The organism is Acidovorax sp. GW101-11A03 (assembly GCF_059424825.1).
In genome coordinates this window covers 35017-61324 of the sequence record NZ_JBWKZU010000034.1, presented here as the reverse complement: position 1 = coordinate 61324, position 26308 = coordinate 35017, and the positions used below count along the sequence as shown (strand labels likewise).

Here is a 26308-nt window from a genome sequence, read left to right as displayed (position 1 = left end):
CATGGGCGCCGAGTGCACCAAGCTCGAACCGCCCCCGCCCCCCGGCTACCCCAGCGCGGACCCCATGGGCATCTACAGCCCGGCGGCCTATGCCACGCTGCACCAGGGTGTGCGGGTGGTGCATGCCCACCTCAAGACACCCGAAGGCCAGGCCGCGCTGCATGCAGAGCTGGCCCGCACCGATGTGCTGATCACCTCATTCCGCCCCTCGGCGCTCACCAAGCTGGGGCTGGGATGGGATGCGTTGCAGTCCAAATACCCGCGCCTGTCGCTGGTGCGCATCGTGGGCGCAGCGGCCGAGCGGGCCGAAGAGCCCGGCCACGACCTCACCTACCTGGCCGATGCCGGCCTGGTGACCGGCACCGAGATGCCGCCCACGCTCTACGCCGACATGGGCGGCGCACTGATGGCCAGCGAAGCCGTGCTGCAGGCCCTGCTGGAGCGCGCTCACACTGGCAACGGCATGTGCATCGAAGTGGCCCTGGCCGACGCCGCCGCCTGGCTGGCTCAGCCGCGCGACTGGGGCCTGACCACCCCCGAGGGCGACGTGGGCGGCCACCACGCGGGCTACCGCATCTACTCCTGCGCCGACGGCCGCGTGGCCGTGGCGGCGCTGGAGCCACACTTTGCCGCCAGCCTGTGCGCCGCTGCAGGCCTGCCCGCCACGGGCGACCCAGTGGTGCTGCGCGCGCCTGCCACGCACGCCGCCGTAGCGGCCTTCCTGCGCACGCAGACCCGCGCCCAGCTGGATGCGTTGGCCGTGGCGCAAGACATTCCCCTGCACACCCTCGCCTGATCCCTTTTTTACCGATGCAGAAACAAGGCACCGTCATTCGCTGGGACGCGACGCGCGCGTTCGGCTTTATCCGCAGCCCCGACACCTCCGCCGACGTGTTTTTTCATGTGCGGGACTACCGGGGCAGCGCAGCACCCCGCGAAGGGTTGGCCGTGGTCTACGAAGAAATCCACGTGGGCGGCAAAGGCCCCCGGGCCATGGCGGTACAGCCTGCGGCCCAGGCCGGGCGCGCAACCCGCCCAGCCGCCAGCGCGTCTGCAACGGCGCTTCCGCGCAAAATTCAGCACACGCGTCCCCCTGCCCCGTCACCCGCTCCGCGCAGCGAGCGCCCGGCAAAAACGCAGCCGGGGGCCAATGCCCCGGCCCTGCCCACCCTGCTCCTGATGCTGGGCTGGGCCGCGCTGCTGGGCTGGGGCGTCTGGGCGAGCAGGCTCCCGCTGTGGTCCCTGGGCGCTGCTGTGGCCATCAACCTCCTGACCTTTGTCACCTATGCCATGGACAAAAGCGCGGCACAAAGCGGCCGGTGGCGCACACCTGAAAAACACCTGCACCTGCTCAGCCTGGCAGGTGGCTGGCCGAGCGCGTGGTGCGCGCAGCAGTGGCTGCGGCACAAGTCGAGCAAGCAGGAGTTCCGCACCGTGTACTGGACCACGGTGGTGTTGCATTGCGCGGCGCTGGCGGCCTGGGTGGGCGGGTGGCTGCGGTAGCAGCCCCTGAAACGCTTCAATTTTGATAGCTAAAAGCGCATGATGGACGCGCGGCAATGGCTATTTTTGCTTGTATTTTGAGCATCCGACGCATCACCAAGGCCGCAGCGCAGGAGCAGGCCCTGAGGAGCAATCTCCGGCACCGCATCGGTAGTACCTCCAGGGCACGCCAACTGCCACTGCGCGGGCCGTGCACCCTGCCTGAACCAACAGTGCTGGCACGCTAGCCTCACACCACAACGGCAGCAAGCACGGCCCCTCCGCTTGCCAAACTTTGCATGCGTCTGCCAGTTGATCGCTATATAGTGGTTCGCGGGCGCTGCACCGCAGCACCGCCACCGATACGGGGCTCCAGCCAGAGCAAAGGCGGTTCACGCACGGTGCAGGCGCAGCAAAGCAAAGCAGCAAGGGCTCGCTGGCCATGGCCAGCGCCCGGCAACGAAGCATGAGGCGGGGGGCCAATCCATGGATGTGTTGCAGCAGCCAGAGCAGCCAGTCGAGCGAAAACCGGTGCCGTTGACCCTGCGGGTGACCTGGCCGTTCATCGTGATGGTGCTGCTGCTGGCCGCCTGTGCCACGGCCAGCTTGCAGGTCTTGTCCGGCGTTCGCGCCTTTGTGGCGGGTGAAAGTCTGTGGACCAAGGGGCAAAAGGACGCCATCTACCACCTCCACCAGTACGCGATCAATGGCTCGCCCCAGTCGTTCGACGGGTTTGTGCGCGCCATCGACATCCCCCTCGGCGACCGGGCAGCACGGCTGGCCCTGCAGCCGGGCCAGGTGCAGACCGATGTGGCGCGCGAGGGCTTTCTGCGCGGCGGCAACCACCCCGACGACATCGACAGCCTGATCTGGCTGCTGCGCTACTTCGACCACCTGGACCTGGTCAAGAAGCCCGTGAGCCACTGGCTCATCGGCGACGAATACATCAACGCACTGCGCGAGCTGTCGCACGAGATCCACCAGCGCAACACGGACGGCACGGCAGACGCCGCCACCCGGCAGCGGTGGCAGGACGCCATTTACGAAATCAACGCCGGAGTGACCCCCGTCGCCCGCAACTTCAGCGAGGCCCTGGGCGAAAGCTCGCGCCAGATCGTGCTGCTGCTGATGTGGACCAACATGGGCATGGCGGCCGTGCTCATCGTGCTGACCCTGTGGCACACCCAGGGCCTGCTGGAGCAGCGCCGTCGCGCCGAGCAGGCCCTGGAAGCCGAACGCGAGCAGGCCCGCACCACCCTGACCGCCATCGGCGACGGTGTGGTGACCACCAACACCCAGGGCCAGGTGCTCTACATGAACCCCGCCGCCGAGGCCCTGCTGGCCCGCCCGGCTGCCCAGGCCACCGGCCAGCCGCTGGCGCAGCTGCTGGTGTTCGATGGCGAGGCACCGCCCCTGTCTGCCGACACGCTGGTGCAGAACATCCTGCGCAGCGGCAGCGCGGCCCTGGGCAATGTGCACACCACGCTGGTGCGCCCGGACCAGACCGTCGTGCCGGTCAAGCTGGTGGGCTCGCCCATCCGCCACCGCGATGTGCTGACCGGTGCCGTGCTGGTGCTGCACGACGTGACGCGCGAGCAGCACTATGTGGAGCAGCTGTCGTGGCAGGCCAGCCACGACGCGTTGACAGGCCTCGTGAACCGGCGCGAGTTCGAGCACCGGCTCGAAGCCCTGCTGGCCCAGCCCCGCCCCGTGGGGCGCGAGGGCTCGCTGCTGTATGTGGACATGGACCAGTTCAAGCTCATCAACGACACCTGTGGCCACCAGGCGGGCGACGAGATGCTGCGCGAGGTCTGCCGCATGCTGCAAAGCCATCTGCGCGAGGGCGACACGCTGGCGCGCCTGGGCGGCGACGAGTTCGGCATCCTGCTCAAGGACTGCCCGGCCGGGCCCTCGGCCCGCATTGCCGAGCAGCTGCGCCAGGCCGGACAGGAACTGCGGCTGAACTGGGGCGGCCAGCAGCTGCGCACCGGCCTGTCCATCGGCATGGTGCAGCTCATCCCCGCGCTCACCTCCATCCAGGAGGCCATGCGCGTGGCCGACATGGCCTGCTACCGCGCCAAGGAAGGCGGACGCAATCGCGTCTTCATCTACCAGACGGAAGACATCGAGATGAGCCGCCGCGAGGGCGAGATGGACTGGGTACGGCGCCTGCGCCTGGCGCTGGAGCACAACCAGTTCCAGCTGCACGCCCAGGCCATCGCGCCCCTGCAGCCCAGCGGTGAAAGCGGCCTGCACATGGAGGTGCTGCTGCGCCTGCGCGAAGACGACGGACAGCTGATTGCGCCCGGCTGCTTTATTCCGGCAGCCGAGCACTACGGCATGATGACCTCGATCGACCGCTGGGTCATCCGCCACACGCTGGAGACGCTGGCCCGGCGCCAGCACCAGCCGGGCCTGCCGCAGGTGCACACCTGCGCCATCAACCTCTCAGGCACCAGCCTGGGGGACGACAGCCTGCTCAAGCTCATCCGCAGCGCGCTGGCCGATTCGGGGGTGGACCCGCACATGCTGTGCTTCGAGATCACGGAAACCAGCGCCATATCGCACCTGCCCAATGCCGTGCGGCTGATGAAGGAGCTGCAGCAGCTGGGCTGCCGCTTTGCGCTCGATGACTTTGGCGCGGGCATGTCGTCCTTCAACTACCTCAAGCACCTGCCGGTGGACTACCTCAAGATCGACGGCAGCTTTGTGAAGGACATGCTGCACGACCCCGCCAACCGGGCCATGGTGGAAATGATCCACCACATCGGCCACGTGATGGGCAAACAGACGATTGCCGAGTTTGCCGAGTCGCAGGCCATCGTGGAGACCCTGCGGGAGATTGGCGTGGACTATGCGCAGGGCTATGCGCTGGCGCGGCCGGTGCCGCTGGATGACTACCTCGCCCTCGGCAACACCCCCAGGCAAGAGCCCGCGCGGAGTGGCGGTGTGGCACAGGGCCACGCGCCACCGCACAACGCGCCCTTCCCCCAGCAACGCCCGGCCTGATGTGGCCTTGAGGGGCCAGGGCGCATTCCGCGCACCCGGCGGCGGTCAGCGCGCCTTCTTGAACGCCTTGCCGTTGCCAGCGGGCTTGGTTTTGGAGGCAGAACCCGTCACACGCGGCGGCAGCCCGGTGTGCTGGGTCAGCATGCGGCCCGGCTGGGGGGCCGTGCCGCGAAAGCGCACATCGCCCTTGGGCTCGTTCAGCTCCTGCGGGCGGGGCCGCAGGGCAACGGCCTTGCCATCCTTGTTGATGGTGTAGCCGAGCCCGCCGCCACCCGCGGACGCGGTGCTGTTCTTCTTGCGCGCACTCTGATAGCCACCGTCCGTCAGCGGCTGGAAGGTGGGTATCAGGTGGTGCTTGCCGTTGCCGATCAGATCCGCGCGGCCCATGGCCTTGAGCGCTTCGCGCAGCAGCGGCCAGTTGTTGGGGTCGTGGTAGCGCAAAAAGGCCTTGTGCAGGCGGCGGCGCTTTTCGCCGCGCACGATGTCCACGGACTCCTCCGCTTCATCACGCATCTGGCGGCGAACACGGGTGAGCGTATTGCGGCCCGAGTGGTACATGGCCGTGGCCGTGGCCATGGGGCTGGGGTAGAAGGTCTGCACCTGGTCGGCGCGGAATCCGTTCTTTTTCAGCCAGATGGCGAGGTTCATCATGTCCTCGTCGCTGGTACCCGGGTGCGCGGCGATGAAGTACGGAATCAGGAACTGCTTCTTGCCCGCCTCTTCGCTGAACTTCTCGAACATCTGCTTGAACTTGTCATAGCTGCCGATGCCCGGCTTCATCATCTTGGTGAGCGGGCCCTGCTCGGTGTGCTCGGGCGCGATCTTGAGGTAGCCGCCCACATGGTGCTGCACCAGCTCCTTCACATACTCGGGCGACTTCACGGCCAGGTCGTAGCGCAGGCCCGATCCGATCAGGATCTTCTTGATGCCCTTGAGCGCGCGGCCACGGCGGTAGATCTTGATCAGCGGGCCGTGGTCGGTGGTGAGGTTCTGGCAGATGCCGGGGTACACGCAGCTGGGCTTGCGGCAGGCGGCCTCGATCTCGGGCGAGCGGCAGCCCAGGCGGTACATGTTGGCCGTGGGGCCGCCCAGGTCGCTGATGGTGCCGGTGAAGCCCTTGACCTTGTCGCGGATGTCCTCGATCTCCTGGATGATCGAATCCTCGGACCGGCTCTGGATGATGCGGCCCTCGTGCTCGGTGATGGAGCAGAAGGTGCAGCCGCCAAAGCAGCCGCGCATGATGTTGATCGAGAAGCGGATCATCTCCCACGCAGGGATCTTCGTCGCGCCGTCGTGGCTGCCGTTCTCGTCGGCATAGCTGGGGTGCGGGCCACGCGCGTAGGGCAGATCGAACACATGGTCCATCTCGGCCGTGGTCAGCGGGATGGGCGGCGGGTTGATCCACACGTCGCGCGCCGTCACGCCCTCGCCGTGCGCCTGCACCAGCGCGCGGGCGTTACCGGGGTTGGTCTCCAGGTGCAGCACGCGGTTGGCGTGGGCATAGAGCACGGGGTCGCTTTTCACCTGCTCGTAGCTGGGCAGGCGGATCACGCTCTTCTCGCGCGGCGGCACCTTGAGCTTGGCCTTGAGCGCGGGGTTGGCCACAAAGACCATAGGCTGAATGGCGGGGTTGGGCTCGGCTTTTTCAGGGCTTTTTTGGCCGTTACCGCCCGTCCCACCTTCCTTTGCAGCTACAGAATCAGGAGCATCCTCTTTGCTGCAGGTGCTGCCCTGGGCGGCCGCCTGCTCGCTGGTGGTCATGTAAGGGTTGATGTGCGCTTCCACACGGCCGGGTTCGTCCACGGTGGTGGAGTCGATCTCGAACCAGCCCTTGCCGCTTTCGTCGTCGGGGCGGCGCACAAAGGCCGTGCCGCGCACATCGGTGATTTTCTCGACCGGCTCGCGCGCAGCAATGCGGTGGGCCACTTCGACCAAGGCACGCTCAGCGTTGCCGTACAGCAGCAGGTCGCACTTGCTGTCCACCACGATGGAGCGGCGCACCTTGTCGCTCCAATAGTCGTAGTGCGCGATGCGGCGCAGGCTGCCTTCGATGCCACCGAGGATGATGGGCACGTCCTTGTACGCCTCGCGGCAGCGCTGGCTGTAGACGATGGCGGCGCGGTCGGGGCGCTTGCCGCCCACGTCGCCGGGGGTGTAGGCATCGTCGCTGCGGATCTTCCGGTCGGCGGTGTACCGGTTGATCATCGAATCCATGTTGCCCGCCGTCACGCCCCAGAACAGGTTGGGCTTGCCCAGCGCCTTGAAGGGCTCGGCGCTTTGCCAGTCGGGCTGGGCGATGATGCCCACGCGAAAGCCCTGGGCTTCGAGCGTGCGGCCGATCACGGCCATGCCGAAGCTGGGGTGGTCCACATACGCATCGCCCGTCACCAGGATGATGTCGCAGCTGTCCCAGCCCAGTTTCTCCATCTCGGCGCGGCTCATCGGCAGGAACGGGGCCGTGCCAAAGCGCTTGGCCCAGTACGGACGGTAGCTGGTCAAGGGCTTTGCGGCGCGCGCAAAAAAGGAGACGTCAACGGGGGCGTTCATGCAAAGGGGGTCGCGGCCGCCCCCGGTGCGATGGGGGCCTTCGTGGGGCGCGTCTGTGGTGGATAACCCGCGATTTTACGTTGGCAAGCGGTTTTTGTCGCCTTTGCAGCACTTGCCCCTCACCGTTGCAGGCTTGATGTCTCTCAAGTCATATACTTGCTTTTGTCAATCAATTAACTGACAAAGGCATTTATGAGCACCACCACACCAGCCCCTTCGGCCCCGCCCCCCGTCCCTGCCAGCGCCGTGAAGGCGGTACGCCGCTTCAACCGTTTCTTCACCCGCCGCATTGGGGTGCTGGACCCGTACCTGGGCAGCGACCTGTCACTCACCGATGTGCGCGTGCTGTATGAGCTGGCCCACCGCGAGGCCCCCGTGGCCAGCGAACTGGCACGGGAGCTGGGGCTGGACGGCGGTTACATGAGCCGCATCCTGCGCAGGTTCGAACAGGCGGGGTGGATCAGCCGCAGCACCAGCGCGCAGGACGCCCGGCAAAGCGTGCTGACCCTGACGGAGGCCGGGCGCGCGGTGTTCGAGCCGCTGCAGCAGCGCTCGCGCGACGAAGCGACCGCCCTGCTCGCCCCCCTGCCCCCCGCGCGCCAGCAGGAGGTGGTGGATGCCATGGAACGCATCGAAACCCTGCTGGACCCGGCATCGGGCGCAGGTGCGCCCCCGCGCATGGCCGTGCTGCGCGACCCAGTGCCCGGAGACATGGGCTGGGTGGTGCAGCAGCACGGCGAAATCTACTGGCGTGAATACGGCTGGGACAGCCGCTTCGAGGCGCTGGTGGCCGACATTGCCGCGCAGTTTCTGCGCAATTTCCAGCCCGAATGGGAGAAAGCCTGGATCGCCGAGCTGGACGGCGAGCGGGTGGGTGCGGTGTTTGTGGTGCGCAAATCCCCCACCACGGCCCAGCTGCGCATGCTGATCCTGGCCCCCAAGGCGCGCGGACTGGGCCTGGGCGCGCGGCTGACCGACGAATGCCTTGCCTTTGCGCGCGCCAAGGGCTACAAGAAGATGGTGCTGTGGACCAACAGCTGCCTGACCGCCGCGCGGGGCATTTATGCCCAGCGCGGCTTTCGCCTGACCAAGTCGGAGCCCTATGAAGGCTTTGGCCAGCAACTGGTGGGCGAAACCTGGGAACTGAAGCTGTAACAAACACCTGCTGGCACCGCACACCCACAAGGCAGCCACCATGACCCCCAACCCCCGCCCCACGATCCGCCAGGTCACGCCCGAGGATGATTTGGTGCGCCTCACGGCACTCATCCACGCCGCCTACGCGCCCCACGCCCGCCTGGGCCTGCACTACTGGGGCACCCACCAGTCGGTGGAAGACACGGCGAAACGCTTTGCGTCAGGCACCGGCTTGGTGATGGTGGACGGAGGCGACTACGTGGGCACGGCCACCTTGCGGCCGCCCCAGCCGGATTCCACCGTGCCGCTGTACCGCGACCCCACGGTCTGGTCGCTGTGCCAGTTCTGCATCACCCCCCAGGCCAAGGGCCGGGGCTATGGCAAGCAGCTGCATGCCCATGCCACCACGTTTGCCCGCCGGGCAGGCGCCCGGACACTGGCGCTGGACACAGCCCAGCCTGCGGCGGCCTTGATTGCGATGTATGAATCGTGGGGCTACCAGGTGGTGGGCGAATGCGACTGGCGACCGCTGACCAACTACACCAGCGTGCTCATGGCACGCAGCCTGGTGGACCTGCCGGATGACGGCGGCACGGGCGGCGGCTGAAGTCCAACTCAAGCCGGGCCCCGGAAACGGCAATGGCCCCCAAGAGGGCCATCGATGGCAAAGCCGGGATCGGGCCCTGCACCGCTCACCACTCGCCGACTTCCCGCACGCGCTGGGCCAGGTCGGGCAGATCGTCTTCTTCCTCCACCAGGTCGTTCACCACGGGGGCCGCCATGGGCGTGTGGGGGGCGGTCGGGGCGGACCGGGACATGAACCGGCCAAACACCTGGCTGGCAAAACGGGGGGGCACGGGGGCAGAGAACGGAGTGGCAAACATGGCAGTTCCTTTTTTCGGGTGGGCCTGGTGCTTTCAAAAACGTAGCGCCAGCGTAGGCCACCACAACAGCTGGGCAGTGTAGGAATGCACGCCGCTCTGGCGTGTGACAGAACGCACACTCCCGGCCCCGATGCCCATCCCACCGCGTGACGAGAACGCCCGGCGTGACATTCGTCACACAGCGCGCGCCGTACACTCGCTGCCCCATGCCCCACACCCTGGCCGCCCCGGCGCACAGCGAACTCATCATCAAGAAAAGCCGCTTCATCGGCTGCGTGCAACCCATGGCCGACCGCGCCAGCGCCCAGGCGGCCGTCGATGCACTATGGAAGCAGCACCCCGGGGCGGCCCACATCTGCTGGGCTTTGCTGGCAGGCGGGCAGTCAGCGGCGGTGGATGACGGCGAGCCCAGCGGCACGGCCGGCCGCCCCATGCTGGATGTGTTGCGCCACCAGGACCTGGAAGGCGTGCTGGCCACCGTGGTGCGCTACTTTGGTGGAGTGAAGCTGGGTGCGGGCGGCCTGGTGCGCGCCTACACCGACACCATTGCCCAGGCTTTGCTCACCGCCCCCAAGGTCACGCTGCAGCGCATGGCCACCCTGCAGTGCGAGGTGCCCTATGCGCTGGAAGGCTTTGTACGGCGCGAGGTCGAATCGGCCGGAGCAGAGCTGGTGGACGTGCAGCATGGCACGCTGGTGCAGCTGCAGATCCGCCTGCCCGAAGCGCAAGCAGGCGCATTTGTGCAGCGCATCAACGATGGCGGGCAAGGCCGGGTGGGCTGGACGGACAACCGGTCCTGACCCCAGCCCCCTGCCAGAGATGTAACACCCCTCAAGCCCGCCGCCGGGATGCCGATAAACCGCCATTACCCCAAGGAATCGCCATGGATGTCGCCCTCGCCAACAGCATCGTCAGCACCGCCACCAACCTGGCCAGTGCCAAAACCTCGGACGCGCTGAACATGGTGGTGCTGAAAAAGGCGCTGGACATGCAGGCCGTCTCTGCCGCCACCATGCTGGATGCCATGCAGCAGTCCATGCCCCAGCCGCAGCTGGCCACCAGCGGCACGCTGGGCACCAACGTCAACACCTTCGCCTGAGGGGCTGAGCCCCCTCCGCTCGCGCAGCTCAGCGCAACCGCGCAGGCGACAGCCCTTCCACCCCCACGCCCTCGCGCACCAGTTCCTCGGCCAGCGGCTCACCCCGCAACAGCTGCCGCGCCAGCAACGAGGCGCCCGCCGCGCTCTGAATCCCATACCCGCCCTGCCCGGCCAGCCAGAAGAAGCCGGGCACATGGTTGTCCCAGCCAATCACCATGTCGCCATCCGGCACAAACGAGCGCAGCCCGGCCCAGGTGTGCGACGGGCGGCGGATCTGGAAACGTGTCATTTCCTCGATGTGATAGATCCCGGTGGCCACGTCCAGCTCCTCGGGCACCACATCGTGCGGGTGCGTCGGGTCGGCATTGGCGGGTGAGCCCAGCAGTTGCCCCGCATCGGGCTTGAAGTAGAAGCTCTCATCGATGCCGATCACCGCAGGCCAGTGGGTAGCGTCCATGCCCTCGGGCACCGGGAAGGTGAACGCAGTGCGGCGGCGTGGCTCCAGCCCGATGGGTGGCACACCGGCCAGGCCCGCCACCACATCGGCCCAGGCGCCTGCAGCGTTGACGATAGTCGGGGCGGCAAACACCCGCCCGTCGGCCAGCGTCACTTGCCACACAGAGCCTTCACGACTCACGGCCGAGACCTCGGCGTTCGTCAGCACCTGGCCGCCGCGCTGGCGCAGGCCGCGCAGGTAGCCCTGGTGCAGGGCGTTCACATCAATATCGGCCGCCTCGGGTTCGCTCATGCCGGCGGCCACAGCCTCGGGCTTCAGGCAAGGCAGCATCGCCAGCAGCTCGGCCTTGTCCACCCACCGCACATTGGGCGAGGTGGCGTGCGCTTCGTCGTAGGTCTGCTTGAGCAGGTCCAGCTGGTCCGGCCCGGCGACATAGACCACGCCCCGGGGCGAGAGGATGGGATCGGCGCCGAACTCGGGCGGCGGCGCATCGTAGAACGCGCGGCTGGCCCGGGTCAGCGCCTGGATGTTGGGCGTGCCATAAGTCGCCATGTAGAGCGCGGCCGAGCGGCCGGTGGTGTGGTAGCCGGGCTGCGATTCCCGCTCCAGCAGCAGCACGCTGGCGCCCTGCCCAACAGCGCTGGGCTGTACCAGTTGCCAGGCCACGGAGGCCCCGGCAATGCCCGCGCCAATCACGATGGTGTCTGCGGTTTGCATCTGTGTCTCCTGCTCAAACAGCGGATACCTGCGCAGCCGATGCCGCTCGGTCGTCGCGCGGCAGGCTGCGGGCGTCACGGGGGTCGGGCGCGCCGGTCACGATGGAGGTCAGCGAGGGCTCGGCGCGCGTCTGCACCAGCTTGGCAATGTCGGGCCGGGGTCGTGCCAGCCCGGCGATGCCCTTGAACGCCTGCTCCAGCGCATGGCCCACACCCAGCGTGTGCCGGTCGGCACGGAACCGACCCACGATCTGCAGGCCAAACGGCATCCCGGTGTCGTCCAGCCCACAGGGCAAGCTCAGCGCCGGGTGGGTGGTGAGCGTGGTCACATAGGTCAGCGCCAGCCAGCGGTAGTAGTTGGCCTGGGGCTCGCCGTTGATGTGGCTGGCGAACAGCTGGGTCCACGCAAACGGCGACACCGGCGTGGTGGGCGCCAGGATCACGTCGTAGTCCTCGTACAGCTTCTGGAACCGCGCCAGGATGCGTGTCTGCTCGGCCTGCGCCCAGGCGCTGTCCAACAGCGTCATGGCAGCGCCCATTTCGTAGTTGGCGCGGGTGTTGGGGCCCAGGCTGGCGGGGTCGCGCTCGTAGGCCTCGCGCGTGCTGGCCACAAAGGCCTCGGCGCGCAGCACGTCAAAGCAGCGGTGCACGTCGCCCAGGTCGATGTCGATGGCGTCGCAACGGGCAAACAGGTGCTTCATGGCCTGCACCTTGCGGCGGAACACGGCGCGGATGCCGTTGTCCACAGCGCAGGCGCCAAAGTCCTCGGTGTAGGCCATGCGCAGGCGGCTCAGGTCCACGGTTTCAGGCAGCAAGAAACTCATCGGGTCCAGCGGATAGCTCAGAGGGTCGCCCGCCGACATGCCCGCCGATGCCGCCAGCTGCAGGCAGGCCTCTTCCACCGTGCGGCCCATGGGGCCCACCACCGATATCGGCGTCCAGCCCAGCAGCTTGCGCGAGCTGGGCACCACGCCGGGCGAGGGCCGGAAGCCCACCACCCCGCAGATGGATGCAGGAATGCGCAGCGACCCGCCCGTGTCCGAGCCCGTGCACACCGGCAGCATGTCGCACGCCAGCGCGGCGGCCGAGCCGCCCGATGAGCCTCCGGCGTTCAGGTTGGGGTTGAAGGGGTTGCCCGTCGCGCCCCACACGGTGTTGCGCGAATTGGCGCCCGCCCCCATCTCGGGGATGTTGGTCTTGCCCGTGACGATGGCGCCCGCTGCGCGCAGGCGCGCCACCAGCACGTTGTCCTCGGCCGGAATGTGTTCGCGGTAGATCTGCGATCCATAGGTGGTCAGCAGGCCCGCCGTGGCCTCCAGGTCCTTCACGCCCATGGGCAGGCCATGCAGCAGGCCCAGCGGCTCGCCGCGCAGCACCGCCTGTTCGGCCGCCTTGGCCTCGGTGCGGGCGCGGTCGTAGCAGGTGGCGGTGACGGCATTCACATGCGGGTTCACGGCCTCGATGCGGGCAATGCAGGCGTCGAGCAGCTCCACCGGCGAAATCTCGCGTGTGCCAATGCGGTGGCGCAGTTCGTTGGCCGTCAGTTCAACCAGGGCTTGGGGGGTTGTGGTGGTCATCTCGGGCTTGTCTCCTTGTTCTGGTCCCACGGGTTCAGTCTGCGGTGATGGCAGCGCGCTGTGCAATAGCACGCATCAGCGGCAGCTCTTTGTCGATGAGTTCGCTGACGGCCTTGGACGAAGCATAGGACGGTTCAAAGCCCGTGGCGATGAGCTTGTCACGCGTTTCCGGGTCGGCCACCACCTGGGCCAGCGCCAGCTCCAGCCGCGCCTTCACAGCCGGTGGCAGGCCACGCGGCGCCACCATGGCGAGCCAGGTGTCCATCTCCAGGCCGGGGTAGCCACTCTCGCCCAACGTGGGCACCTTGGGCAGCAGGGCTGAGCGTTTGCCGGAGGTCACCGCAATGGCCTTGATCTTGCCGTCCTTGAGCTGTGGCAGCGCGGCCGACACAGTATCGACGGTGAACGGAATCTGCCCACCGAGCAGGTCGGTCATCGCAGGCGCGCTGCCCTTGTACGGCACATGCTGGATCTTGAGACCCGCCGCGTGGAAGAACATCTCGCCCGCAAACTGCGAGGTGGTGCCCGCACCGAACGAGCCATACGAATACTTGTCCGGCCCGGCCTTCACCAGGGCCATGAACTGCTTCACATCCGCTACCGGCACGTCCTTGTTGGCCAGCAAGATCAGCCCCGTGCGCCCGGCAATACCAATGGGCTCGAAGCTCTTGACCGGGTCATACGGCAGCTTGGCGCGCACGGCGGGGTTCACTGTGAAGGTGGTGCCCGAACTCATGAGCAGCGTGTAGCCATCCGGCGCCGCCCGCGCCACCGATGACGCACCGATCACCGTGCCCGCGCCCGCGCGGTTGTCGATCACCACGCTCTGGCCCAGCTTGTCGCCCAGTTTCTTGCCAATGAGGCGGCCCAGCACGTCGGTGGCACCACCGGGCGGAAACGGGATCACCAGCGTGATCGGCTTGGTGGGGAACGCCGCCTCCTGCGCCATGGCCGGGGCCAACGCGGTGGACCCCAGGGCGGCAAAAAGGGCGGCAGACAAAAGCAGTTGCTTGCGGTTCATGGGGTTCTCTCCAAAGGTCACAAAGATTGGGGAATGGGGGAATGAGAAGAAATCAGCCCTGCGCAGCCAGCACGGCCCGCCCGCGCTGCACAAAGCCCTGGTACTGCGCCTTGGGCACCAACAGGCCGCCCGTGGTCCACACCAGATGCGTGGCCTGGTGCAGCACGGCGTCAATGCCCGTGCTGCGCAGCCAGGCCTGCCCGGCGGTGGTGCCGGTCAACATCGCCGGGCCGCTGAAGCCTGCAGCGGCGGAGGGCTCGATGCGCTCGCCCAGGGCATCCAGCACCCGCACCAGGTGCGTGAACAGGGTGTCGTCGGCCACCGTGAACACGCCCGACAGCAGCGGCCGCATCAGCTCCGCCGCCAGCAGCGACGCACGTGGCACGGCCAGGCCATCGGCCTCGGTGCGGTTGCTCAGGCCCCAGTCGTACACCGAGGGGTGCGCCCCCGGCCCGGCCATCATCTGCACCATGAAGCACGGCGACTGCACCGGCTCCGCAAAAAAGCAGTGCACATGCGGCCCCAGCACCTGCCGCAGGCCAAAGGTGATGCCCGCTGGCGCGCCACCCACGCCACACGGCAGGTAAACGATGAGCGGGTGCTCGGCATCCACCGCCACGCCCTGCTCGGCCAGTTGCTTTTGCAGGTGCAGCGCCGCTGCGCTGTAGCCCAGCAGCAGCGAGAACGATTGCTCGTCGTCCACAAAGTGGCACAGCGGGTTGATGGCCGCCTCGGCACGGCCTGCGGCCACGGCGCGCTCGTAGTCGCCAGCGTGCTCCACGACCTGCACACCACGCTGGCGCAGGCGGTCTTTCTTCCATTCCTTGGCATCGGCCGACATGTGCACCGTGGCCTGGAAACCCAGGGCCGACGCCACCACACCGATGCTCATGCCCAGGTTGCCCGTGGAGCCCACTGCCACCTGGTAGCGGCCCAGCACCTCGCGCGCCGCAGGGCTGGCCAGTGCGCGGTAGTCACCGCCGGGCTGCACCAGGCCATGCTGCAGCGCCAGCCCCTCGGCAAACTCCAGCACCTCGTGCATGCCGCCCCGGGCCTTGATGGAGCCCGCCACGGGCAGGCTGTGGTCGGCCTTGATGAACAGGCGGCCTTGGCCTTCCGCCATGCCCAGCACGGGCTGCAGCGCAGTGGCGGGCAGCAGGGGCGACTCCACGACGCCCCCGGTGGCGGCCAGTTCGGGGAACACCTGGGCCAGCAGATCGGCAAAACGGGCCAGGCGCGCAGCCGCTGCGTGCGTATCATCCAGACTAATGGTTCTACCCAGTGCAGGCAGCGCGGCGGCGCGCTGTGCCTGCCGCGCCGGGTTGGTCCACAGGGCGGGCTGGGCGTTGCGCAGGCGGGTTGCCAGCAAGGCATCGATGGCAGTTTGGGGTTCGGCAATCGTCATGGCGCGTTCATCTCGAAAAGTCTTGCCCCCATTTTTCGCCGGTCACGCCCCCGCCACAAACCATTTATATTGAGCACAGTATTAGTATTAATAATGGATATTCGCCTCTCCCCCTCCCTGCTCGCCTGGCTGCGCAGTTTTGATGCAGCCGCCCGCCACGGCAGCTTTACCAAAGCGGCGGCCGAGCTGTGCATTACCCAGGGGGCAGTGAGCCAGCAGGTCAAGCAGCTTGAAGACTGGCTGCGCCGCCCCCTGTTCCTGCGCACCCCGCGCGCCCTGGTGCCCACGCCCGAGGGCAAATGGCTGGCCGTGGTGCTGCGCGAGAGTTTTGACGCCATCGAAAGCACCCTGGCCCAGATGCGCCAACCGGCCGAGGCCGCCACCGCCACGCTGAGCTGCTCGCCCTCGTTCGCCATGAGCTGGCTCACCCCCCGGCTAGGCGACTTTTTCCGTCAGCACCCCCATACCGGGCTGCGCGTGTTTGGCGAGTTCCACACGCTGGACCGCACCCGCATGGTGCGCGACGGCGTGGAAGCCGCCGTGCGCTTTGACCTGGGCGGCTACCGCGACCTGAACGCCACCGTGTTCCTGGACGAATGGCTCATCCCCGTGGCCAGCCCCGAATTCCTGGCCCGGCATCCGCCCATCAACACGCCCGAGGATCTGCACGGCGACTGGCTGCTGCACGACGGCAGCGCCTGGGATGGCGCGGACACGTACGAAGAATGGCAACACTGGTTTGCGCAGAGGGGCGCCACGTCACCGCCCTGGGCGGGCGGCCAGCAATTCAACCTGTCGCAACTGGCCCTGGGCGCCGCGCTGGCCGGCCAAGGCATCGCCATGGGCCGCGCCGCGCTGGTGCTGCAGGACGTGAAAGCCGGACGCCTGGTGCCGCTGCTGGGGCGCAGCGTGCCGTCACGCGCGGCCTATTCGTTTGTGACCACCACACACCCCAGCCCCGCCATGGAGCTGGTGCGGGAGTGGCTGGGGGACGAGGCGCGGAAGTTTAATGAGGAGCGGGCGCAGGTGCTGCCGCCGCTGCTGGATACCAAATAGGTCGGGCTGAGCCGCTCTGCGGGATGGCAGGAAACATAACTGGCCACCCCACGCCTGCGCTGCTCAAAAATTGGATAAAAAACAGCCCTTTGCGCGCTTCCATCATGCGCAAGCAGCTATCATTTTTGACAAAACGCTGCATCGACCTGAGAACCGTCCCTTCGGTACAAACCACCCGGCTGTGCCAGCGCCGCCCCTACCCCTGCCCCCGCAGCCATCCAATCAAGGCGCGCAGTGCCGGGCTGACCTGCTTGCGCCCGGGGTAGTACAGCGCGAAGCCAGGCTCGGCCGGGCACCAGTCGGCCAGGGCCTGGACCAGGTGGCCCGCGCGCAGGTGGGGCTGGGCCATGGCTTCGTACACGTAGGCCCAGCCTGCGCCCCCCAGTGCGGCGCGCAGGGCCAGGCGCTGGTCGTCCACGGTGAGCGGGCCTTCAACGGCCAGGTCAAAGGCCTGGGCGCCCTCACCCGGGGGCACAAATTGCCAGCGGTACAGCGCCCCGCTGGGGAAGCGCTGGCGCACACAAGGCCGCTGCAGCAGGTCTTGCGGGGTTTCGGGCACGCCCAGGGCGGTGGCCAATGTGGGGGCGGCCACCACGGCAAACCGCTGCTGCGGCCCGATGGGCACGGCCACCATGTCCTGCGGCAGGGCTTCGGGGAAGCGGATGCCCGCATCGAAGCCCTCGCGCACGATGTCCACCAGCCCGTCCTGGGTGCACACCTCCAGCGCCACGCCGGGGTGGGCCTTCAAGAAGCCGCCCAGCAAAGGGCCGAGCAGCAGGTCGGCGGCGCTGCGCGGCACATTGAGCCGCAAGTGCCCACGCACCTCCTGGCCCCACTGGGCCGCTTCGGCCAGCGCGCCGTCCAGCCCCTGCATCACCGGCGTGAGCTGGGCCCGCAGCTGGGTGCCCGCCTGGGTCATGGCCACGCTGCGCGTGCTGCGCTGCAGCAGGGGCACGCCCAGCCGCTCTTCCAGCGTGCGCACGGCCTGACTTACCGACGACGGCGACAGGCTCAGCGCCCGGGCCGCGCGCCGAAAGCTGCGCCACTCGGCCACGGCCATGAAGGCGCGCAGGTGCTGGAGGTCAGGGGGTGCAGGCATGGGGTGGATTGTTCCACACCCACCGGCCCGCAAAGGGCGGCATGGCGCGGCCATTGTGCGGCCTGGCCGGACAGTGCATTCAGACCAGAAGCGCTTGCGGGAGGGTGCTCAAAGGCAGAACATTCACTTCTTTGCCTCAGGCACCTGCCACTACCCAAAGGAACCATATGGCTGAACCAAACAATTCCTCGAACAACATCCCTCCACTGCCGCGCCCGCTGGGGCAGCGCCAGGTCCACCCCCTTGGGCTGGGCTGCATGGGCATGAGCGAGTTCTACGGGCAGACCGACGATGCGCAATCGCTGGCCACGCTGCACATGGCGCATGGCCTGGGCGTGAACCATTTCGACACGGCCGACGCCTATGGGTTTGGCCACAACGAATCCCTGCTGGGCCGCTTTCTGCGTGAACTCTCCCCCAGCCAGCGCACGCAGGTCACGGTGGCCACCAAGTTCGGCATCGTGCGCGAGCCTGGCCGCTACGAGCGGCGCATTGACAACTCGCCCGACTACATCCGCCAGGCTTGCGATGCCTCGCTGCAGCGCCTGGGGGTGGAGCGCATCGACCTGTACTACTGCCACCGCCGCGACCCGGCCGTGCCGCTCGAAGAGCTGATGGGCACCCTGGGAGACCTGGTGCGCGCCGGCAAGATTGCCGCCGTGGGCCTGTCGGAGGTGAGTTCAGAGAGCCTGCGCGCCGCCCATGCGCTGCACCCGGTGGCGGCCGTGCAAAGCGAATATTCGCTGTGGGAGCGTGGCGCCGAACAGGCTGTGCTGCCCACCGCCCAGGCGCTCGGCATTGCATTTGTGGCCTACAGCCCGCTGGGCCGGGCCTTCCTGACCGACCAGCCTCCCGTGGTGGATGCGTTGGCCCCCGACGACTTCCGGCGGGCGCTTCCGCGCTTCAATGGCGCCGAGGGCCAGGCCAACCGCAGCCTGCAGCAAGGCCTGGCGCAGCTGGCGCAATCCGCAGGCCTGCCGGTGACCACGCTGGCGCTGGCCTGGATGCTCCACCGGCACCCCCATGTGCTGCCCATCCCCGGCACCCGGCGCAGCCAGCACCTGCAACAGAACCTGGCAGCAGCCCAGGCCACACTGCCCGCCGAGGTGATGGATGCGCTGGACGCCCTGTTCGCCCCGGGCCGGGTGGCCGGTGCCCGCTACACGGAGGCGGGCTGGGTGGGCATCGAGGCCTCTGCCACGGCCTGAGGGCGCATTCAGGGTGCGCCTTCGGCAACGGATTGGCGCACCCACCGCTTCTGCGCACAATCCGGTGCCACCACGCCCTTCTGCCCGGCCTGCCGCACCATGAGCCTCTCCACCGTCGTCAAGATCGCCATCGCGCTGCTGATCGCGTTTTTTGCCATAGAGAAGCTGCGGGTTCACCGGGCCGATCAGCGGCTGCGCAGCCCGGTGGGCACCACACAACAGCAGCCGTTTGCCGACACCCCCGTGCAGACGGCCACGCGCGATGCGCCGTTTGTGCGGCAGGGGTACGAGATCAAGCCGCTGGCGAACTTTGCCGTGCGGGCGCGGGTGCTGTCGCGCGAGGACTATGTGCTGGGCAGGGAGGCGGACCTGTCGCGCACCGACCTGGCACTGGGCTGGCAGCGCATGGCCGACCCGGCGGTGTACGGGCCGCTCAACGTCTCCCAGGGCGGCCGCTGGTACCGCTATTCCTGGCGCGACCAGCCGCCCATCCCGTTGCAGGAGATCATCGAGTCGTCTGCCAACATGCACATGATTGCGGCGGACGCCACGGTGGAGCGCGCCCTGGCGAAGGTCCGCAAGGGCCAGTTTGTGCACATTACCGGCAAGCTGGTGGAGGTGAGCCATGCGAGCGGCTGGCGCTGGACCAGTTCGCTCACCCGGACCGATTCGGGCGCCAGCGCCTGCGAGCTGGTGTGGGTGGAGTCACTGCAGGTGGAAGACTGATGGCGCTCGTCGGGCTGCGGGCCAAACTCCGCAACGCTGCGAAAACGGTAGCTATCAACCCATGACCATAGCGCGCAAGCGGGGTTTTTTGTTCAAATCCCCAGCGCACCGTACGGTCAGCTTCCCACCGTGCGGGCCAAGCCTGGATACTGCGACTGCAGGGTTTGCAAAACCGGCAGACCACAGGATTCCCCAGAACCCCAGCAAAGGACGCCCATGGCCAAGATCCTGGAAGTGAAGTACGAGCACCAGGCCGATGCCCGCGTGTGCGAGGTGGCCCACAAGAGCCAGGCCGACCTGTGCTGGCACGAAGTGCACTACCCCGCACAGGCCAGCGGCGACGCGATCTGGTTTATGGTGGCCTATGCGAACCAGGCCAGCTTCAAGATCTTCCGCGTCAAGCACGCCAGCCTGGCGGATCTCAAGCTCTTCAAGGTGGCCACGCCTGAGGAAGCGGGCTGGAACACCAAGGACCACTTGCTGATCGGCAAGCTGGGCAAGTAACCGGGCAAGCTGTCGACCTGGGCGACAAGCTCAGGTCAGCTCAACCCCCTACACACTTTTGCACCTGCTCGCCCAGGCCGGTCGCGCCCAGGCGCATCACATCGCCAGGCTTCAGGAACCAGGGAGCGGGCTTCTGGCCCAGACCCACGCCGGCAGGGGTGCCGGTCAGAATCAGGTCGCCGGGTTCCAGCGTCATGAACTCGCTGATGTACGACACCACCGTGGGCACATCAAAAATGAAGTTGCGGGTGCTGCCGTTCTGCACGCGGCGGCCGTTCACCTCCAGCCACAGATCGATGGCGTGCGGGTCGCCCACCTCGTCGGACGTCACCAGCCAGGGGCCGATGGGGGCGAAGGTGTCGTGGCTCTTGCCTTTGTCCCACTGGCCGCCGCGCTCCATCTGCCAGGCGCGTTCGGACACATCGTTGGCCAGCACATAGCCCGCCACATGCTCCAGCGCCTGCGCCTTGGCCACGTTGCGCGCGCGGGTGCCGATGACGATGCCCAGCTCCACCTCCCAGTCGGTCTTGACCGCGCCGGCGGGGATGCGCACATCGTCGTGGGGGCCGCTCAGCGCCGTCACGGCCTTCATGAACAGCACGGGCTCGGCGGGGGGTTGCAGACCGGCCTCGCGCGCGTGGTCGGCGTAGTTCAGCCCCACACACACGATCTTGCCCACGCCCCCCACCGGGCTGCCCAGGCGCGGTGTGCCGTAGACAGGCGGCAGGCGGCTGGCGTCGATGGCGGCCAGGGCAGACAGGGTGCGCGGGCTGAGCTGGGCGGGGCCGATGTCGGGCAGCAGCATGGACAGGTCGCGCAGCGTGCCGGTGGCGTCCAGCAGGCCGGGGCGTTCGGCGCCGGGCTGGCCGTAGCGGAGGAGTTTCATGGCGGGGAGTCCTTCTGGATGGTCTTGTGGGTGATCGATGGAGGGGCTGCGCAGGCCTCAGGTACCAAGTGCCCGGCAAAGAATGGACAGGTGCCGTGCGCTGCCCGCTGCGCCCAGCGCGCAGCATAGCCGCGTGCCATCCCCCGTGCAGACGCAAATCACCGCCCCTGCCTTGCCACAACGCGACGCCAGCGCCCCACCCGCAGCCCTCGCCCGCCGCGCAGCACGCGTAACATGGCGCACGGGGCGCACCACCCAAGGCCGCCCCACCAAAAACTCCTGATTTGATAGCTATTACCGCAATACAGACGCGCGGTAATGGCCATTTTTTGCACTATTCATCATGGCCCCTGCTGCCAATCTGACCTCCGCGCCCCCCGCCTCCCCCGAGCCCCCTCCCCGGCCCCAGCCGCGCAATCCGGCCGATCTGTTCTGGTCCTTCACCTGGCTGGCCCTGCAGGGTTTTGGCGGCGTGCTGGCCGTGGTGCAGCGCGAGCTGGTCGAGAAAAAACGCTGGATGACGAACGAGGAGTTCGTCGAGGACTGGGCCGTGGCGCAGATCATGCCGGGCCCCAACGTGGTCAACCTCAGCATCATGATCGGTGACCGCTACTTTGGCCTGCGCGGCGCGTTCGCGGCGCTGGCGGGCATGCTGACCTTTCCGCTGATCCTGGTGCTGGCGCTGGCCGTGGTCTATGCGCAGTTCGCCAGCCACCCGGCCGTGGCCGGTGCGCTGCGCGGCATGGGCGCGGTGGCGGCCGGGCTGATCGCCGGGGTGGCCATCAAGCTGTTCAGCTCCATCAAAAGCCACCCGCTGGGCCGCCCGCTGTGCGTGGCCTTCCTGGCGCTGACCATCGTGGCCATGGTGGTGCTGCGCTGGCCGCTCTGGTGGATCCTGCCGGTGATTGGCGGCGCGGCCTGCGTGCTGACCTGGAGGAAGCTCGCACCATGAACAGCCTCGCCCTCACCCTCGGCCCGATGGACTGGCTGAACCTGTTCCTGTACTACATGTCGCTGTCGCTGCTGGCCGTGGGCGGCGCCATTGCCACCGCGCCCGACATGCACCGCTTTCTCGTCGAACGCCAGGCCTGGCTTACCGACCCGCAGTTCAACGCCTCCATCGCCATCGCCCAGGCCGCCCCCGGCCCCAACGTGCTCTTCATCGCCCTGCTGGGCTGGAACGTGGGCATCAACGCGGGTGGCCCCGGCGTGGCGGGCTGGCTGCTGGGCGCACTGGGCATGGCGGTGTGCATGCTGGGCGTGATGCTGCCCAGCAGCCTGCTCACCTGGCTGGCCACGCGCTGGGGCCACCGCAACCGCGAACGCCGGGGCGTGCGCGCCTTCAAGCAAGGCATGGCGCCCGTGGTGATCGGCCTGCTGCTGGCCACCTCGTGGGTGCTGGCGCGCGCCCACGGCGGCCCCGCCGAGGCCTGGCCCCTGTGGCTGCTGAGCGGCGCCACCGTGCTGCTGGTGTGGCGCACCAAGCTGCATCTGCTGTGGATGCTGGGCGCGGGGGCGGTATTGGGGGCGATCGGCTGGGTGTGATGCGGTGGCGCCGTGCCACCCCGCCGCAGCCGGTGTAGATTGCGGCCCGGAGGGAACCACACATGATCGTTGCCAACCATTGGGCAGAAGCGCGCCGCCAGCACGGCCTGGGCCGCAAGAAGGTCACCGTCCAGCGCTGGGGCTGGTCAGACACCAGCGAGGCCGAAGCGCAGGCCATGGCCGACGCCCGAGCGGATGCCGCGCTGGCACAGGTACTGCAAGACCATGCAACACCCCGCCGCGAGCGCAAGGTGGCCTACAACGGGGCAGAAGGTGTCCCCATCCGCGAGGAAGTGCTGGAGCGCCATGGCGACACCGTGATCACACGCAACACCTATGGCGCGCACTGTCTGAACACGCCCGACGTGCTCTTTGCGGATGTGGATTTCGCCACCGGTGCAAGCTGGAAGCTGCACACCGTGGCGGCGGCCCTGCTGGTGGTGGCCGTGCTGCTGCCGGCGCGGTGGGTGCTGGGCGGCTGGGGTTTTGCGGTGGGCATCCTGGCCCTGCTGCTGTTCACATCGCCCCTGGCCAAGCTGCTGCAGCGCCTGGCCCACGCCCTGCAGGGCGGCCCGCAGGCACAGGCCATGGCCGGGCTGCAGGCCTTTGTCCAGCAACATCCCCATTGGGCCGTGCGGGTGTACCGCACGCCTGCGGGGCTGCGCCTGCTGGCCACCCAGGGGCCGGTGGACCCGCTGAGCGCCGAAGCGCAGGCATTTTTCTCTGCCGTTGGTGCAGACCCTCTGTATGTGCGGATGTGCACCAACCAGCGCTGTTTCAGGGCTCGTCTGACGGGCAAACCCTGGCGCATGGGCATCGACCAGCACATGCGCCCACGGCCCGGCGTCTGGCCCGTGGAACCAGAGCGGCTACCCCAGCGCCAAGCATGGGTGCAGCACTACGAGCAACGCGCCGCACAATACGCCGCCTGTCACTGGCTTGCAACGGTGGGCAGCGGCGCCCAGCACATGGCGGTGCTGCCTGTGGTGGAACTGCACGACCGGCTCAGCGGGGCGCTGGAGCCCGCCCGCCCCCTGGCCTGACGCCGCCTGGGCGGCCCCAGCGCGGCATCACCACCAAGCCTGCTCAGCTGATCCGCCGCCCGTTCTCTGCATACACGGCCAGATAGATCGCGTCCGAACCGATGTAGGGCGCCTTGTTGCCAAAGCCCACGTTAAAGTCGCCAAACGACAACGCGCGGATGCTGGCCAGGCCTGCGCGCAGGCGCTCGCGGGTGGGTTCCTTGCCTGCGTTTTTCAGGCCCTCGATCATGATCTGGGCGTTGAGCCAGCCTTCGAGCGCACTGCCGCTGTTGAGGTAGGCGGCGTCGCCACCGGTGGCTTTCATGGTGCTCTGGAACTTGCGCACCACCACCGACTTTTGCGAGTTGGCGTCGGGAAACACCTGCACCAGTGCCAGGCCGCGCGTGGATGCGGCCAGCTTGGGCAGCTCGGACGAGATCACCGTCACCGACAGGCCCGCCAGCGGCACGCCCTGGGCCTTGGCGCGGAAGGCCTGCACAAAGGCCGTGTTGGCCGTGCCCGTGGTGGCCAGCAGCACGGCACCGGGGCGCTCGGCAGCCACCTTGTCGGCCAGCTCGGCGCCGTTCTTGCCGTCCACGGCCAGCGCAAATTCGCCGCCGCGCTCGACCTTGATCTCATCGAGCGCCGCAGACATGTCCTTGAGCACTTCCTTGCCGAAGGGGTTGTCCAGGTACACCACGGCAATGCGCTTGAGGCCCATGTCCACTATCTGCTTGACCAGGCGCTGGGTTTCCTCGCGGTAGGTGGGGCGCAGGAAGAACACATGCTTGTTGCCGGGTGCGCGCAGCGAGGTGGCACCCGTCACGGGGCCCACAGTGGGGATGCCCTTGGACTCGACGAGCGGCAGGATGGACGCGGTGTTGGCCGTGCCCAGCGGCGAGATCAGCGCAAACATGGACTGCGCCTCGACCATCTCGGTCACGTTCTTGAGCGTGCGCGCGGCCACGTAGCCGTCGTCCTTGGCATCCACACGGATTTCGCGGCCATGCACGCCGCCCGCGGCGTTCACTTCGGCAAACGCAGCCTTCATGCCCGCGAGCTGTTCGATGCCGGCCTGGCCCAGCGGGCCGGTGAGCGCAATCGAGCAGCCCAGGGTGATGGAGCGGGCGGTCAGCGCCTCTTCAGCGGCCAGGGCGTGGTGGGCCCAGGCGGGCAGACCGGTGGCAGCGACAGCCTGGGTGGCGCGCAGCAGAAATTGACGACGGCTCATGGTGGTGCGGGGGCTGAATGGATAAAAGTGGCGCAGGCTACCGGCCACCGCGCGCACCCACTGTCCGCTGCGCGACAAAAGCCGGCCTGGGGGCCCGAAACCGGGGGTTTTCACCGAGCCGATGCAGCACGCGTGGCTGCCCGGGGGCCTGGACTGTGGCGTCAGCAGCCCAGCAGTGGGGGCAACAAAGTGGCGGCAGTGCCGCGCAGCAGCGCGTGTGCCGTGTCGTCCAGCGCGCTGGGCGCGGGGTTCAGCACCACCACATGCGCCCCCGCAGCCCGCGCCTGGTGTGCCAGTCCCGCTGCGGGGTAGACCGCACCGGCCGTGCCCACCACCAGCATCAGGTCGCACTGCCGGGCCGCGTCCTCGGCGGCTTGGAGCGTGGCCCAGGGCAAGGCCTCGCCAAACCACACCACGCCGGGCCGCACTAGGTTGCCGCAGCGGTCGCAATGGGGCGGATGCCCGGCCACGGCATGGTCGAGATGGCAGCACGGGCGGGGGGTGTCGAGCCAACGGTTGCTAAAGATGTCGCCGTGCAGGCACAACACACCGGTGTTGCCCGCACGCTGATGCAGGCCGTCCACGTTCTGGGTGATGAGGGTGAGCCTGCCCGGGTGCTGCTGCGCAAAGCGGGCCAGTGCATGGTGCCCGGCGTTGGGCTCCACGTCGGCCAGCAGGTCGCGCCGGTACTGGTACCAGTCCCACACGCGCTGGGGGTGGGCGCGGAAGCCGGCTTCGGTCGCCATGTCTTCGGGGCGGAACTGCGCCCAGTAGCCGGTCTGCGCGTCGCGGAAGGTGGGCACGCCCGATTCGGCACTCACGCCTGCGCCGGTGAGCACGGCGATGTGTTGTGCTTCGTGTACCCAGCCTTGAACTGTCTCCAGCATGGCTGCGCGGGTCAGGTCCTCTGGCGCAGGGCTTCGTAGAGGCACACGCCGCTGGCCACCGACACGTTCAGGCTTTCCACCGCGCCCTTCATGGGGATGCTGACCAGTTCGTCGCAGGTCTTGCGCGTGAGCTGGCGCATGCCGTCGCCCTCGGCGCCCAGCACCAGGGCCACGGGGCCTTTCAGATCGACCTGATAGATGGTCTTGGGTGCATCGTCGCTGGTGCCGATGCACCAGATGTTGCGCTCCTTGAGTTCGTTCAGGGTGCGCGAGAGGTTGGTGACCATGAAGTACGGCATGGTCTCAGCCGCGCCGCTGGCCACCTTGGCCACGGTGGCGTTGATGCCCACGGCGTGGTCCTTGGGGGCGATGACGGCATGCGCGCCCGCGCCATCGGCCACCCGCAGGCAGGCGCCCAGGTTGTGGGGGTCGGTCACGCCATCCAGCACCAGCAGCAGGGGCTGCTCGATGCCTGCGGCTTCCAGGTCCTCCAGCAGCTCATCCAGCGAGGTGGCAACCTTCACAGACTCCACCCGCGCGGCCACGCCCTGGTGGCCGTGGCTGCCTGCCAGCTTGGCAATGCGCACGCTGTCGGCTTCGATGAGGCGAGCACCGGCCTCGCGGGCGCGGTCGAGAAACTGGCGCATGCGCGCATCGCGACGCGTGGCTTCGTAGTAAATCTCGATGATGGACTGTGGCGCGGTCTTCAGACGCACGCCCACGGCGTGAAAGCCGAAGAGAACTTTGGGGCTGGACATGCGGGGATTATCCGCTGGCCACGGGGCCACCCCGCTTCACACTATGAATTTA

25 protein-coding genes are annotated in these 26308 nt (G+C 68.0%); 14 read left to right on the top strand and 11 right to left on the bottom strand.

Features of this window, described 5'->3' with window-relative positions; all coding sequences use genetic code 11:
- The 3 genes from AC07Z7_RS15255 to AC07Z7_RS15245 form a co-directional block, all read left to right on the top strand.
- A partial coding sequence (locus AC07Z7_RS15255) for a CoA transferase (protein ID WP_494766752.1) occupies positions 1 to 796 on the top strand: 796 nt, incomplete at its 5' end.
- Positions 797 to 810: 14 nt separating this feature from the next.
- Positions 811 to 1503 (top strand): DUF1294 domain-containing protein, encoded by a 693-nt coding sequence (locus tag AC07Z7_RS15250; protein ID WP_494766751.1) that lies wholly within the window; start codon positions 811 to 813, stop codon positions 1501 to 1503.
- Positions 1504 to 2013: 510 nt separating this feature from the next.
- Positions 2014 to 4491, top strand: coding sequence for an EAL domain-containing protein (locus AC07Z7_RS15245; RefSeq protein WP_494766750.1), 2478 nt, complete (start codon positions 2014 to 2016; stop codon positions 4489 to 4491).
- A gap of 45 nt (positions 4492 to 4536) precedes the next feature.
- Here AC07Z7_RS15245 and AC07Z7_RS15240 read toward each other — a convergent pair whose 3' ends face one another.
- Positions 4537 to 7038: a YgiQ family radical SAM protein gene (locus tag AC07Z7_RS15240; protein WP_494766749.1), complete on the bottom strand. Its 2502-nt coding sequence runs from the start codon at positions 7036 to 7038 to the stop codon at positions 4537 to 4539.
- A gap of 192 nt (positions 7039 to 7230) precedes the next feature.
- Between AC07Z7_RS15240 and AC07Z7_RS15235 the strand changes: the two genes are divergently transcribed.
- Positions 7231 to 8193, top strand: coding sequence for a bifunctional helix-turn-helix transcriptional regulator/GNAT family N-acetyltransferase (locus AC07Z7_RS15235; protein ID WP_494766748.1), 963 nt, complete (start codon positions 7231 to 7233; stop codon positions 8191 to 8193).
- Between the two features lie 40 nt (positions 8194 to 8233).
- A complete protein-coding gene (locus AC07Z7_RS15230; protein WP_494766747.1) occupies positions 8234 to 8782 on the top strand; it encodes a GNAT family N-acetyltransferase in 549 nt (182 codons plus the stop codon).
- 85 nt (positions 8783 to 8867) lie between these two features.
- Here the strand turns inward: AC07Z7_RS15230 and AC07Z7_RS15225 are convergent, their stop codons facing one another.
- Positions 8868 to 9059 (bottom strand): hypothetical protein, encoded by a 192-nt coding sequence (locus tag AC07Z7_RS15225; RefSeq protein WP_252660126.1) that lies wholly within the window; start codon positions 9057 to 9059, stop codon positions 8868 to 8870.
- 206 nt (positions 9060 to 9265) lie between these two features.
- Here AC07Z7_RS15225 and AC07Z7_RS15220 point away from each other — a divergent pair, with 206 nt between their 5' ends.
- Complete coding sequence (locus AC07Z7_RS15220) at positions 9266 to 9859, top strand: IMPACT family protein (RefSeq protein WP_094286288.1); 594 nt, start codon at positions 9266 to 9268, stop codon at positions 9857 to 9859.
- An 83-nt stretch (positions 9860 to 9942) separates the two neighbouring features.
- Complete coding sequence (locus tag AC07Z7_RS15215; protein ID WP_094286290.1) at positions 9943 to 10158, top strand: YjfB family protein; 216 nt, start codon at positions 9943 to 9945, stop codon at positions 10156 to 10158.
- Positions 10159 to 10186: 28 nt separating this feature from the next.
- Here the strand turns inward: AC07Z7_RS15215 and AC07Z7_RS15210 are convergent, their stop codons facing one another.
- From AC07Z7_RS15210 to dsdA, 4 genes are read right to left on the bottom strand one after another with little or no spacing between them, the layout of a single operon-like run.
- Complete coding sequence (locus tag AC07Z7_RS15210; protein WP_494766746.1) at positions 10187 to 11332, bottom strand: NAD(P)/FAD-dependent oxidoreductase; 1146 nt, start codon at positions 11330 to 11332, stop codon at positions 10187 to 10189.
- A gap of 13 nt (positions 11333 to 11345) precedes the next feature.
- Positions 11346 to 12908, bottom strand: coding sequence for an amidase (locus tag AC07Z7_RS15205; RefSeq protein WP_494766745.1), 1563 nt, complete (start codon positions 12906 to 12908; stop codon positions 11346 to 11348).
- Positions 12909 to 12942: 34 nt separating this feature from the next.
- The gene (locus AC07Z7_RS15200; protein WP_494766744.1) at positions 12943 to 13929 is read right to left on the bottom strand and encodes a Bug family tripartite tricarboxylate transporter substrate binding protein; all 987 of its coding nucleotides are present in this window, start codon (positions 13927 to 13929) and stop codon (positions 12943 to 12945) included.
- 52 nt (positions 13930 to 13981) lie between these two features.
- Positions 13982 to 15334 (bottom strand): D-serine ammonia-lyase, encoded by a 1353-nt coding sequence (gene dsdA / locus AC07Z7_RS15195; protein ID WP_494766743.1) that lies wholly within the window; start codon positions 15332 to 15334, stop codon positions 13982 to 13984.
- Between the two features lie 93 nt (positions 15335 to 15427).
- Here dsdA and AC07Z7_RS15190 point away from each other — a divergent pair, with 93 nt between their 5' ends.
- Positions 15428 to 16390 (top strand): LysR substrate-binding domain-containing protein, encoded by a 963-nt coding sequence (locus AC07Z7_RS15190; RefSeq protein WP_494766742.1) that lies wholly within the window; start codon positions 15428 to 15430, stop codon positions 16388 to 16390.
- Between the two features lie 196 nt (positions 16391 to 16586).
- Here the strand turns inward: AC07Z7_RS15190 and AC07Z7_RS15185 are convergent, their stop codons facing one another.
- On the bottom strand, positions 16587 to 17489 hold the full coding sequence (locus tag AC07Z7_RS15185; protein ID WP_494766741.1) for a LysR family transcriptional regulator: 903 nt from the start codon (positions 17487 to 17489) through the stop codon (positions 16587 to 16589).
- Between the two features lie 167 nt (positions 17490 to 17656).
- Between AC07Z7_RS15185 and AC07Z7_RS15180 the strand changes: the two genes are divergently transcribed.
- The 3 genes from AC07Z7_RS15180 (at position 17657) to AC07Z7_RS15170 (ending at position 19927) form a co-directional block, all read left to right on the top strand.
- Positions 17657 to 18697, top strand: a complete 1041-nt coding sequence (locus AC07Z7_RS15180; protein WP_494766740.1) for an aldo/keto reductase — start codon at positions 17657 to 17659, stop codon at positions 18695 to 18697.
- Positions 18698 to 18796: 99 nt separating this feature from the next.
- Positions 18797 to 19423 (top strand): hypothetical protein, encoded by a 627-nt coding sequence (locus tag AC07Z7_RS15175; protein ID WP_494766739.1) that lies wholly within the window; start codon positions 18797 to 18799, stop codon positions 19421 to 19423.
- 216 nt (positions 19424 to 19639) lie between these two features.
- Positions 19640 to 19927, top strand: coding sequence for a 7(1) septoil knot domain-containing protein (locus AC07Z7_RS15170; RefSeq protein ID WP_094290715.1), 288 nt, complete (start codon positions 19640 to 19642; stop codon positions 19925 to 19927).
- Between the two features lie 40 nt (positions 19928 to 19967).
- Here AC07Z7_RS15170 and AC07Z7_RS15165 read toward each other — a convergent pair whose 3' ends face one another.
- Positions 19968 to 20813, bottom strand: a complete 846-nt coding sequence (locus AC07Z7_RS15165) for a fumarylacetoacetate hydrolase family protein (protein WP_494766738.1) — start codon at positions 20811 to 20813, stop codon at positions 19968 to 19970.
- Positions 20814 to 21156: 343 nt separating this feature from the next.
- On the opposite strand from AC07Z7_RS15165, the gene AC07Z7_RS15160 reads away from it, so the two are divergent.
- The 3 genes from AC07Z7_RS15160 to AC07Z7_RS15150 all read left to right on the top strand — a co-directional run bounded on the left by AC07Z7_RS15160 (position 21157) and on the right by AC07Z7_RS15150 (position 23401).
- Entirely contained in the window at positions 21157 to 21765 is a 609-nt protein-coding gene (locus AC07Z7_RS15160) for a chromate transporter (RefSeq protein WP_494766737.1), read from the top strand.
- Complete coding sequence (locus tag AC07Z7_RS15155; RefSeq protein ID WP_494766736.1) at positions 21762 to 22358, top strand: chromate transporter; 597 nt, start codon at positions 21762 to 21764, stop codon at positions 22356 to 22358. The genes AC07Z7_RS15160 and AC07Z7_RS15155 overlap by 4 nt, the downstream gene beginning before the upstream one ends.
- A 62-nt stretch (positions 22359 to 22420) precedes the next feature.
- Positions 22421 to 23401: a hypothetical protein gene (locus AC07Z7_RS15150; RefSeq protein ID WP_494766735.1), complete on the top strand. Its 981-nt coding sequence runs from the start codon at positions 22421 to 22423 to the stop codon at positions 23399 to 23401.
- A 43-nt stretch (positions 23402 to 23444) separates the two neighbouring features.
- Here AC07Z7_RS15150 and AC07Z7_RS15145 read toward each other — a convergent pair whose 3' ends face one another.
- From AC07Z7_RS15145 to rlmB, 3 genes are all read right to left on the bottom strand, one after another.
- Positions 23445 to 24611 (bottom strand): ABC transporter substrate-binding protein, encoded by a 1167-nt coding sequence (locus tag AC07Z7_RS15145; protein WP_094290749.1) that lies wholly within the window; start codon positions 24609 to 24611, stop codon positions 23445 to 23447.
- Positions 24612 to 24772: 161 nt separating this feature from the next.
- On the bottom strand, positions 24773 to 25498 hold the full coding sequence (locus AC07Z7_RS15140) for an SIR2 family NAD-dependent protein deacylase (RefSeq protein ID WP_494766734.1): 726 nt from the start codon (positions 25496 to 25498) through the stop codon (positions 24773 to 24775).
- 11 nt (positions 25499 to 25509) lie between these two features.
- Positions 25510 to 26256, bottom strand: coding sequence for a 23S rRNA (guanosine(2251)-2'-O)-methyltransferase RlmB (gene rlmB / locus AC07Z7_RS15135; protein ID WP_494766733.1), 747 nt, complete (start codon positions 26254 to 26256; stop codon positions 25510 to 25512).
- Positions 26257 to 26308: the final 52 nt, after the last annotated feature.